This is a genomic window from Bacillus sp. FSL L8-0167 (assembly GCF_038630295.1).
GTDB lineage: Bacteria > Bacillota > Bacilli > Bacillales > Bacillaceae > Bacillus > Bacillus safensis.
The window spans coordinates 305824-317618 of the sequence record NZ_CP152027.1; the positions used below are offsets into that span (position 1 = coordinate 305824).

Annotated in this window: 10 protein-coding genes; 9 read left to right on the top strand and 1 reads right to left on the bottom strand. The window is 42.2% G+C overall.

Going from position 1 to position 11795, the window contains the following annotated elements; translation table 11 throughout:
• The first annotated feature begins 15 nt into the window (after positions 1-15).
• The 7 genes from MHB66_RS01680 (at position 16) to MHB66_RS01710 (ending at position 7839) form a co-directional block, all read left to right on the top strand.
• Positions 16-1632, top strand: a complete 1617-nt coding sequence (locus tag MHB66_RS01680) for a YceG family protein (protein WP_041116552.1) — start codon at positions 16-18, stop codon at positions 1630-1632.
• A gap of 14 nt (positions 1633-1646) precedes the next feature.
• Entirely contained in the window at positions 1647-2741 is a 1095-nt protein-coding gene (locus MHB66_RS01685) for a toxic anion resistance protein (RefSeq protein ID WP_034283225.1), read from the top strand.
• A gap of 399 nt (positions 2742-3140) precedes the next feature.
• Entirely contained in the window at positions 3141-4409 is a 1269-nt protein-coding gene (opuAA, locus tag MHB66_RS01690; protein ID WP_034283228.1) for a glycine/proline betaine ABC transporter ATP-binding protein OpuAA, read from the top strand.
• Positions 4410-4419: 10 nt separating this feature from the next.
• Positions 4420-5265 carry a glycine/proline betaine ABC transporter permease subunit OpuAB gene (gene opuAB / locus MHB66_RS01695; RefSeq protein WP_034283343.1) on the top strand — a complete coding sequence of 282 codons (846 nt, stop codon included), beginning with the start codon at positions 4420-4422 and terminating at the stop codon, positions 5263-5265.
• Positions 5265-6146 carry a glycine betaine ABC transporter substrate-binding protein gene (locus MHB66_RS01700; RefSeq protein ID WP_034283229.1) on the top strand — a complete coding sequence of 294 codons (882 nt, stop codon included), beginning with the start codon at positions 5265-5267 and terminating at the stop codon, positions 6144-6146. Before opuAB ends, MHB66_RS01700 begins: the two co-directional genes overlap by 1 nt.
• Before the next feature lie 107 nt (positions 6147-6253).
• Complete coding sequence (locus MHB66_RS01705; RefSeq protein ID WP_046313749.1) at positions 6254-7006, top strand: alpha/beta hydrolase; 753 nt, start codon at positions 6254-6256, stop codon at positions 7004-7006.
• A 110-nt stretch (positions 7007-7116) separates the two neighbouring features.
• Positions 7117-7839: an SDR family oxidoreductase gene (locus MHB66_RS01710; RefSeq protein ID WP_046313751.1), complete on the top strand. Its 723-nt coding sequence runs from the start codon at positions 7117-7119 to the stop codon at positions 7837-7839.
• A 48-nt stretch (positions 7840-7887) separates the two neighbouring features.
• On the opposite strand, the gene MHB66_RS01715 is transcribed toward MHB66_RS01710, so the two are convergent.
• Positions 7888-9015: a M20 peptidase aminoacylase family protein gene (locus MHB66_RS01715; RefSeq protein ID WP_034623963.1), complete on the bottom strand. Its 1128-nt coding sequence runs from the start codon at positions 9013-9015 to the stop codon at positions 7888-7890.
• 153 nt (positions 9016-9168) lie between these two features.
• Here MHB66_RS01715 and MHB66_RS01720 point away from each other — a divergent pair, with 153 nt between their 5' ends.
• Complete coding sequence (locus MHB66_RS01720; RefSeq protein WP_046313754.1) at positions 9169-10599, top strand: YfcC family protein; 1431 nt, start codon at positions 9169-9171, stop codon at positions 10597-10599.
• A gap of 217 nt (positions 10600-10816) precedes the next feature.
• Positions 10817-11764, top strand: a complete 948-nt coding sequence (locus MHB66_RS01725; RefSeq protein ID WP_034283234.1) for an L-lactate dehydrogenase — start codon at positions 10817-10819, stop codon at positions 11762-11764.
• The last annotated feature ends 31 nt before the right edge of the window (positions 11765-11795 follow it).

The following is an 11795-nucleotide window of genomic DNA, read 5'->3' on the forward strand; positions in this document are numbered from 1 at the left end:
AAAGGAAGGAGCGGCGTGAGTTATAAAGAAATCAATGTCACCCATACACGGGCGGAGCAGGAAGCCTGGAAAAACGTGCTGAAAAAGCCGCTCCCTGAAAGAGACGGTTATGTAAAGGACGAGCATACGTTGTCCTTGCCGCGTCTCGCCGCCCGGGTCCTTGGAACTCCGCATGATGCAACCGATTATTTTATTTATTTACATGAATTATACGAAACAGACGGCATGCATATTTTAAGTGAAACACTCAATCGCCATATTGAGCCGGAGCATTTTCAAGCACTGCAGCGTATTCATTTGATTAACCAAGAAGAAAAGGGATTGTCCGTAAATCGCTTTGTGGCTTTTTTAGATGGTGAACAGCTGATTGTACGCCATCCAAACCCTGTGATGAACCGGCATATCCGTCTTTCATTGATCAAGGTGTTTGAGCATTTCAAGCAGCTGCACGAGGGTGGATTTCAGCATCCTGATTTCCGCCGGGTCCTGCTGGATGTTGTGAAGTTTTCAAATAATCATCTAGGTCCATGGCTGAAGGAAGTCAATATCGAAGAAAAAATGCCGGCTGTTATTTGGTATGGAGAGGCGAATAAAAGTCAGCTTTATTTTCTTTACTATGTCATGCTGATTGGCTGTGATGTTGTCCTATTTCATCCAGAAGGCAAGGATTCGTTCCGCGAATTAGATCCAGAAGAAAAGCTGACTTTTATTGATCAGTACCCGGGAACTTCAAAGCTTGAGCCGTTCCCTGCTGAAAAGCCTGAGAGGAAATCAACGGTGGCGTACCGCTCGACAAGAGAGCTTGAAGAGGTGCTTCACACGGAAGATTCAATGCTCTATAAGCCGTGGCAATTCAGAGATCATACTCCTCATTCCATTACACTCAAGACCACGTATGATGAGCTGTTTTTAATTGCAAAGGAACGATCCTTTATCCGCCCCAATTTCAAAGCAGACCGGGACACGATACAGATTCCAAATCTCTTTGCGAAAATGATGGGTGTCACACGAGACAAGCGTGAATACTGGGATCGCATTCACACGTTAATGGAAGGGAAAGAGACGAAGACCATTCGCCATTTTCCTTTTACGAAAGAAGTGACATCGAATTATCAATTTCATTATCAGCATGCACTTTCTTCTGCTGGAGAGATTGATCCTGACTTATTAATGAAAAGCAATGTGTGGCAGTTTTCTCATCTATATGAGGGTACGCAGCGTGCGATTGCAGAGGCGATATCTCGAATCTGTCAGCATCCGAAGCTATTAAAAGAAGGCAATGAAACCGAATTAGATGTCCGTATTTATTTATTCAAGCAGGTTCTGCATTTAAGCCAGGATCTCATTGAACTGATTCAAACCTTTGATTACGCACAAACCGTACCGAAAGTGATTTTATACCATACGGAATATAATGGTGAGCTGACTCGCTCTGATGCGGCCGCCCTGATTTTCCTAAATGAAATGGGTGTGGATCTCTTCGTATATCATCCGGCGGGATATCAGTGTATCGAACGGTATATCGATGACCAATTATTTGATACCCATTGGCTTGATGAGATGGTCATGAACCAGGAGTTTAAAGAGCCGTCCATCGTTAGAAAGTTATTTCAATCCATTAAAAACCGATAAGGAGATCAAAGCTTATGACAAATACAAACGGAAATGACATCATTTCAATTGATAAAGAGGAAATCACGATTGAGAAGGCAGACGATATTCGCGTTCAGCTTCGAAATGAACCAGAAGTGCAAAATATTGCGAGACAGATCGATGCGAAAAATCAGCTTGAACTTCTTGAATACGGAAAACAGCCGGCCGTTGAAATCTCTAAGTTCTCTGATCGTATCCTTTCAATGATGCGTTCAACAAGTGTCACTGACTCAGGAACAATGCTGACGCAGCTTGGCAAGATTATGGATCGCTTTGATAAAAATGATTTTGACGAACCGAAGGGTGGTTTGTTGTCAAAAATCTTTAAGCGCGGCGGCAGCATGATCGAAAAGATTTTTAGTAAATATCAAACCCTCGGTGCAGAGATTGAAAAAATTAATGTAGAAATTAGTAAATATAAAGATGAAATGACCAAATCGACTGTGACGCTTGAAGAAATGTATGAGCATAACATTCAATACTATATGGAGCTTGAAAAGTATGTCGTGGCCGGTCAAATGAAAATCGAAGAATTAAAGCAATTGGTTCCTTCATATGAAGAAAAAGCAGCTAGTGGAAACCAGCTTGCGCAGATGGAGCTTGATACGCTTCGTAATGGCATTCAAGCGCTTGAAGAGCGTGTGTATGACCTTGATATGGCAAGAATGGTGGCGCTTCAAACAGCACCGCAAATCCGTTTGCTTCAGCGCGGGAATACGAAATTAATCGGGAAGATCAACTCTGCCTTCATCATCACGATTCCAATTTTCAAAAATGGGATCATTCAAGCTGTTACAGCGAAGAGACAAAAGCTTGTGGCTGATTCTATGAGTGAGCTGGATAGAAGAACAAATGAAATGCTGAAACGAAATGCTGAAAACATTTCAAGTCAAAGTGTGGAGATTGCCAAATTATCTGGCCGTCCAAGCATCGACATTGAAACGATCGAATCTTCCTTTAATACAATTGTACAAGGGATGAAAGAGACGAAACAGATCGAAGAAGAGAACAAGCGATTACGCGAAGATGGAACAAAACGTATGCTTGAGCTTCAAGATAATATTAAGCGGGCTGCCCTGGAGTCCTAAAAAAACAAGCTGTCTGTAACTAAAGTTGCAGGCAGTTTTTTTATGAATTTAAATAAAATTTGAGAAAAAAGGTTTTTATGTGACCATTTTCGGGTAAATCCTGTTCAGGGGAATGGTTCGCCCATGATTCAAAAAACCGCTATAACGAGGATTCGACTTATTTTTTAGCATAATTAGGAATTTCCAGTAAAATATTGTCTGATGAGAGGAAATACCCCGTAAAATATGTAGTTTATGAAGCATTCTATAGGATTTACGAGTAATACGGCGTATAAACTCTAATGACCAGACCTCTATATGGAATTCATACATATTGTGGGGAAATAAGCGAATTCTAAAGATTGTTCGCATCATAACGCTTATGTTACGGTTATAAAGATGCTAATTTGGAGGGAAAATATGAATTCTGAAGAGAGAAATATCAAAATCAAGATAAATAATGTATCTAAAATTTTCGGTAAAAATGCTAAAAAAGCATCTCAAATGCTTGAAAAAGGGAAAACAAAAAGAGAAATCCTAAAAGAGACCGGCGCAACTGTTGGTGTCAATCGAGCAAATTTTGATGTTTATGACGGCGAGATATTTGTCATCATGGGGCTATCAGGGAGCGGAAAGTCCACACTTGTGCGGATGCTAAACAGGTTAATCGAACCAACCTCCGGTGAAATATATATTGATGGGGATATGATAACAAATATGTCAAAGGATCAATTGCGTGAAGTCAGACGGAAAAAGATCAGCATGGTTTTCCAAAACTTCGCATTGTTCCCGCACCGTACAATTCTTGAGAACACAGAGTATGGTCTTGAATTGCAAGGTGTAGATAAAGAAGAGCGCAGATCAAAAGCGCTTGAATCTTTAAAGCTTGTTGGACTTGAAGGCTTTGAAGAGCAATACCCAAATCAATTAAGTGGTGGTATGCAGCAGCGTGTTGGATTGGCACGTGCGTTAGCAAATGACCCTGACATTTTATTAATGGATGAAGCATTCAGCGCACTAGATCCATTAATTCGTAAAGATATGCAGGATGAATTGCTTGAGCTTCATACATCTGTAGGAAAAACGATCATTTTCATTACCCATGATTTAGATGAAGCGCTTCGTATTGGTGACCGCATTGTACTCATGAAGGACGGAAATATCGTTCAAATCGGAACACCAGAAGAAATTCTGATGAACCCATCGAATGAATATGTTGAACGCTTCGTTGAAGATGTTGACCTTTCTAAAGTATTAACCGCTGGTCATATTATGAAACGTGCAGAAACAGTTCAGATCGATAAAGGGGCACGTGTTGCGCTTACGCTCATGAAAAACCTTGGGATTTCGTCTATCTATGCAGTAGATAAGAAAAAGCATTTATTAGGTGTTATTTCTGCACAAGCAGCGAAAAAAGCAGCAGAAACGGGAGCGTCGCTTGAAACTGTTCTTGATAAAGAATTTACCACAGTATTGGAATCAACGTATTTAACAGAAATCTTTGATGCAGTGTCTGATGCGGCAAACATTCCAATTGCAGTTGTAGATGAGAAAAACAGAATGAAGGGCATTGTGGTCAGAGGTGCATTGATTGGTGCATTATCAGGTAATGATGAATATATCAACATGTCTTCTAACAAGCTAGAGGAAATTAAGACACAAGAGCCTTCTGCACAGGAGGTAGAATAAGATGTTTAGTATGAGTGATTTACCTAGAATTCCGTTCGCGGATTATATCGATCGATTTGTTGACTGGTTAACATTAACGTTTGGTGGTTTCTTTGATGGCATCACAAATGGATTAGCTGGAACAGTAAATGGAATTGTAGCTGCACTTGGCGTCATTCCATCCATTATTTTAACCCTTATCTTTGCCGGCATTGCTTGGTGGATCAGTACAAGAGGAGTTGCTCTTTTCACACTTATTGGATTTTTACTGATCGACTATTTAGGCTACTGGCATCCAATGCTTCAAACACTTGCGCTCGTTCTGACCGCTGTGGTCATTTCTATCGTGATCGGGGTTCCGATCGGTATTTGGGCATCACAGAAGGAAACTGTGCGTAAAATTGTGACACCTATTTTAGATTTAATGCAGACAATGCCTGCATTCGTTTATCTATTACCAGCGATCTTTTTCTTTAACATTGGGGTTGTTCCTGGGGTTGTGGCATCGGTTATTTTCTCCATGCCGCCAACGATTCGTATGACCATTCTCGGTATTAAACAAGTACCAGCGGATTTAATTGAAGCAACTGAAGCTTTTGGTTCAACGACATTCCAGCGTTTATTCAAAGTTCAGCTTCCACTTGCAACAAAAACCATCTTAGCTGGTATTAACCAAAGTATCATGCTGGCTCTATCCATGGTCGTTATTGCGGCAATGGTAGGTGCACCAGGACTTGGTTCAGAAGTATATAGTGCGGTAACGCAGCTGAAAACAGGTATTGGTTTTGAAGCAGGTATTGCCATTGTTATTGTGGCGATTACACTCGACCGTATTACACAAAATATTAAAACGAAAAAAACCAGGGGGAATGCTTAATGTGGAAAAAGTCTCTCTACATTGGGATGACCGCCCTGCTCGTCTTTTTACTAGCCGCTTGCGGTGCACAATCGGATTCAAATGCAAGTGCAGCACAGCAGGTCAATAAAACGATTATTGGGATTGATCCGGGTTCAGGTATTATGGCTCTAACCGATCAGGCCAAAAAGGATTATGGCTTAGAGGATTGGACGGTTGTGTCTGCATCAAGTGCAGCCATGACGGCAACGCTCAAAAAATCATACGACCGTAAAAAACCAATCATTATCACTGGCTGGAATCCACACTGGATGTTTTCCCGCTATGATTTAAAATATTTAGATGATCCAAAAAAATCTTACGGTGAAGCGGAAGAAATTCATACGATTTCACGTAAAGGCTTTGCGAAGGATCAGCCGGAAGCAGCTAAAATGCTTAGTCAGTTTAAATGGTCTCAAGATGACATGGGCGAAGTCATGATTGATATCCAAGATGGTGTGAAACCAAAGGATGCCGCCTTAAAATATGTGAAAAAACATAAAGACCAAGTAGCGAAATGGACAAAAGGCGTGAAAAAGTCGAATGGTGGAAAAGTGAATCTTGCCTACGTTGCATGGGATAGTGAGATTGCAAGTACCAATGTTGCAGCAGAAGTATTGCGTGAACTCGGGTTTAAAGTAACTTTGACTCAGGTTGAAGCAGGTCCGATGTGGACAGCAATTGCAACCGGAAGTGCGGATGCATCATTATCCGCTTGGCTGCCAAATACGCATAAAACGTATGCAGCGAAGTTTAAAGGAAAATATGATGACCTTGGTACAAGTATGAAAGGTCTTCGAATGGGGCTAGTTGTCCCGACATATATGAAGAACGTAAACTCCATTGAGGATTTGAAAAAATAGTCAATGATGTAGTGGTTCCCTTATAATAGAAGGGAGCATGTTGAAAAAGCAGTCTGCTCAAAAAGCGGCTGCTTTTTTCTTATATAGAAGGATGGAGTTGTCGGGCGATGGATAAGTCAATCATGATTTTTCTGCATGGTGGAGGAGTAAGCAGCTGGATGTGGCAGGAGCAGGTTGAAATATTGAAAAATACGTATGAATGCTTTGCCCCTGATCTCATTGGACACGGGACAAGAGCAAAAGAACAGATATTTTCAATGAATGAAAGCACCCGTGAAGTCATCTCATGGATCAAGGAAAACGCGAATGGCCGTCAAGTGATTCTGATTGGATTTTCTTTAGGTGCGCAGATTGCCGTTGATGTGTTATCAAGAGAGCCGGATATCGTAGACATAGCAGTTATAAATAGCGCTCTTGTAATGCCTTTGCCATGGCTCCACTTCATGGTCAGGCCCCTTTTGCCAGTGACGTATCCATTATTAAAGAAAGATTGGTTTATTCAGCTCCAAGCCGAAAAGATGGGGCTCCCGCAACATGTACTGCATCATTATGCGGCGGAATCGAAACATCTGCAAAAGAAAACCCTTCTTACGATGTTTCAGGAAAACCTCCATTACAAGCTCCCAGACACGTTTCAGCAAGCGAAGGCACGCATTCTTGTCACAGTGGGAGAAAAAGAAAAAGGCATCATGAAACGGTCAGCAAAAAAAATAACGAATTCACATCCGAAGGCAACAGGCGTCGTTGTTCCCGGTATTGGGCATACATTTACTTTTGAAAAGAAAGAACTTTTTACAGAAATGGTCATAAGCTTTATAGAGGCACGTGCATTACCAGTCGAATTAAAGGAAATCCAGTAGCTGCGCCAATCAATAAGTGAAGACGAGCATAAAAGGGGCGCCGGTCTCTTAGAATCTGTATGATATAGGTATAAAACGCTTACAGTTTGTGTGTCCTAGAAGGAGGAGCTATGAGTAAAAACTATATCATATTCGGTGCAAGTCAAGGGTTAGGAGATGCTTTTGTAAAAGGTCTTCCATCAAGTGGAGATACAGTCTGGATTGTGTCGCGAAGTGAACCAAGCAGTTTGAATATAGATGACGGTGTACATAGAATTTGGCTGAAAATCGACTTATCAAGCCAAACACATATCCCTTATATGCTCGAAGCACTTGAGAACAAGACGATTGATGTACTCATCTATAACGTCGGTTTATGGGAAAAACGAGGCTTTGAAGACGATTATTCCTTTGATCACGATCAGCCAGAGGATATTGCACATTTAATCAATGTGAATGTCACCTCAACCATTACGTACATCCAGGCACTGCTTCCTCACGTAAGGAAATCGGAGAATGGAAAAATCATCGTCATTGGCTCAACGGCGGGTCTCGATCATACGAACCTGCTGCAGGTCTCGTTTGTTGCATCTAAATTTGGCCTGCGCGGAATTGTGAATGCACTGAGAGAGCATGTGAGGAAAGATAAAATATCCGTCACCTGTATCAATCCAGGAGAACTTGCGGCGGAGGTTCCGTATGAAGATGGAGCCGAAAAGGCCATCACTCTTTATGATGAAACGAGAATCCCTGTTCAGGATATTGTGGAGCTTGCGAGATGTGTGATTCATTTATCAAGGGTATCTTGCGTGAAAGAAATCAACGTTCCAGCCATGGCAGATCTGAATGCGTAATATAAAGCAGACCACCCGCCCTGAAGAGAAGGCGGGTGGCTTTTTCATTTATGATGAATGCTGCTGGAGTGTTTGATAGACAGCCTCGGTCAAAATTTCAATGCCAGTAAAGATAGCAGAGCGGTCGAAGGTCATATACGGATGATGAAGACCGGGCTTTAAATCACAGCCTAAACCGAGCATCGTGGATTTGATATGGGGAAGCTTTGCTGCGTAAAAGTGAAAGTCCTCTCCACCTGTTGTGACGATCGGGGGATCAAGCTGCTCTTTACCTAAAACCTGTTCAATTGCATGAGACATGATCTGGACAGCTTCTTCATTTAAGGTGGCGGCAGGCAGACGATGGTCTGTTGAAAGTGTAATGGAAGCGCCAAAGGCATCTGCTACAGAATGAACCGCTCTTTCAATTTCTTTTTCTAGTTCATCCATCACTTCGTTTGTTTGTGCCCGTACATCTAATGTAAAAGAGGCTTTGCCTGGGATGATGTTTGAGCTGCCCCCGCCAGCATGTAAATTGGTCATTTTGACAGAATGCGCGACTCTTGGATCGACATGGATATGCGCGAGTCTCTGCACGAGGGTTGAAGCCACTTCTATGACGTTGACGCCAAGGTGTGGACGTGCACCGTGCGCTTCCTCGCCAATAATGGTGCCGACGTAATGATTACTTGATCCGTGCAATATAGCAGGAGCGCAGCGTCCGTTTAATGTTTCTTGGATTGGGCGCACATGTACGCCATATAAGTAATCGACATCTGCGAGCACACCTTTTTCAATCATTTTCAGCGCACCGCCGCCTCTTTCCTCGGCAGGCTGAAAGATGAAACGGATCGTGCCGTTCGGGCGTTCTTTTTCCTTTAATGCCATGAAGGTGCCGAGAGCCATTGTCATGTGTGCATCGTGGCCGCATGAATGATTGGCTTGAAACTCACCATCTACTTCCTGCCAAAGTGCATCAATATCAGCTCTCACAGCGACCACTGGTGCGCCTTCTCCAATTTCACCGATCACCCCTGTACAGTCGTCAAATGTTTGAGTTTTGCAGCCCAATTTTTTCAATATATCTTCAATATAAGCAGTCGTTTCTGTTTCTTCCCAGCTGATTTCTGGATGGGCATGCAAGTGTTCAAAGATGTCTGTCACGGTTTGTTTCATTTCGTTTGTCAAAGTTGTCATGAGAAGCCTCCTTGCTGACAGATAATCTGTCAAAACATTATTTTAGTGAAATAATATTGATCTTAAATATCAACAGTGTTTATAATATAACACATCATTTGATTATTCTGAAAATTAAGTGAAATTCCGATCGGGACAAAGGGGTTTTGACACATGAAAACAGCGACAGTATCAGCACCAGAGAAACAAAAACGAAAACTTCAAATGCCGGATGCGTATGTTCTCTTATTTATGATTGCACTGATTTGTACAATAGCAACGTATTTTGTACCAGCGGGTGAGTTTGACCGAAAGACATCTGGGGAGATCACAACAGCCGTTCCTGGCAGCTATCACCGTATTGATCAATCACCAGTGAGTCCAGTTGGCTTTTTCACAGCGATACAAGAAGGAATGGTAGGGTCCTCTTCTATTATTTTTCTGATTCTATTTACGGGCGGAACCATTGCCATTTTGGAGAAGACAGGTGCTATTAACGGGATGATTCACCATGTCATCAGCCGGTTTCAAACGAAGCAATTATTGTTTATTTGTATTGTTGGGGGATTATTTTCAGTCCTTGGAACGACCGGAATTGTCGTGAATTCTGTCATTGGGTTTATTCCAATCGGCATCATTGTGGCACGATCCTTGAAATGGGATGCTGTAGCAGGAGCCGCTGTCATATACATCGGCTGTTATGCAGGGTTTAACGCAACGATTTTATCTCCATCTCCATTAGGTTTATCACAAACAATTGCAGAGCTGCCGATCTTTTCTGGCATCGGCCTGCGTGTCATTATTTATCTTTGTTTTCTTATTTCTAGTATTGTGTACATCTATTTATATACAAGACGTCTGAAGAATAAAGAAAAGGGAAGCATTCTTGGCGATCAATGGTTTCCTGCTAAGGGGCTTGGCGGAGCCGATGCGGAATCTGTGGACAAGCCTGCATTTACTGGCAGACATAAGCTGATTTTAGCGGTGTGCGGATTGTCACTTGGAGGTTTCTTATATGGCGCACTTCAGCTTGGCTGGACCGATAAGGAAATGGCGGGTGTGTTCATTTTTATGGCTATCATCGCTGGACTGCTCGGCGGATTAGCTGCCAATGATATTGCGAAAACGTTTATTATCGGATGCCAAAGCCTTGTATACGGCGCACTTATTGTTGGGATGGCACGCTGTATTTCGGTCATTTTAGAAAACGGGAAGCTGCTTGATACAGTGGTCAATGGCTTGGCGAGTATGCTGACAGGCTTTAGTCCCATCGCTGGTGCGATCGGGATGTATATTGCGAGTGCGCTTCTTCACTTTTTGATTTCATCAGGATCAGGAGAAGCCGTTGTCTTTATCCCAATTCTTGCGCCGCTCGCTGATTTAATGGGCATCACAAGACAGGTAGCTGTAGAAGCGGTAATGCTTGGTGAAGGGGTGGTCAACTGTATCAATCCGACTTCCGGTGTGTTGATGGCTGTGCTTGCTGCAAGTGGTATTCCTTATGTAAAGTGGCTGCGTTTTATGGTGCCGCTTGCCCTCATTTGGTTTGTCATCGGTCTTGTATTTATTTGTATCGGGGTCATGATCAACTGGGGACCTTATTAAATATGTAGGAAGCTGCCGACGAGCGTTTGGCAGCTTTTTTCTTGTGGAAATATGTATGGAGCGGGCGCTTTGAAAGCACAATAAATGTGTTCACAAATTCGCTACATATTTTTTTTGAGCAGCCCTCTTGCAAAAGTTTGTGAAATGTTGCACAATAAGAATGTGAAATACTTCACATAAGAAAAACAGCCTAGTTTTACTCAGGAGGATGAGATAAATGACAAACGAAAAAGTAAACAAAGTAGCCCTTATTGGAGCAGGTTTCGTCGGCAGCAGTTATGCCTTTACATTAATAAATCAAGCAATCACAGATGAATTGGTTGTCATCGATTTGAATCAAGACAAAGCAATGGGTGACGTGATGGATTTAAACCACGGAAAAGCATTTGCGCCGCATCCTGTGAATACATGGTATGGAGATTATGAGGATTGTAAGGATGCAGATATCGTCTGTATCTGTGCTGGTGCAAACCAAAAGCCAGGTGAAACAAGACTTGACCTTGTTGAGAAAAATTTAAATATATTTAAAGGCATTGTAGAAAACGTGATGAAAAGTGGATTCGACGGTATTTTCTTAGTGGCCACAAACCCAGTCGATATTTTGACATATGCGACTTGGAAATTCAGTGGTCTTCCAAAAGAACGAGTGATTGGCAGTGGTACGACGCTTGATACGGCAAGATTTAGATACATGCTCAGTGAGTACTTTGACGCAGCGGCACACAACGTGCATGCGTACATCATTGGCGAGCATGGAGATACAGAGCTTGCTGTTTGGAGTCATGCGAATATTGGAAGTGTGCCGATTACAGAATTAATGAAGAGAAATGATCAATACAAACAAGAAGACTTAGATGAAATCATGGAAAATGTCCGTCATGCCGCTTACCAAATCATTGAGAAAAAAGGCGCCACTTACTACGGCGTAGCAATGAGTTTAGCCCGCATTACAAGAGCGATCCTGCACAATGAAAACAGCATTTTAACTGTCAGCACTTACTTAGATGGAGAGTACGGAGCAGAAGATGTCTACATTGGTGTACCTGCCCTTGTGAATCGAAATGGCGCAACAGAAGTAATGGAGCTTGCATTGAACGACACGGAGAAAGAAAAATTTGCACACAGTGTGAATGTGTTAAAAGAGATTTTGGCTCCTCATTTTTAATCAATCAAAAGCAACCTATCTGAGCAGAAAA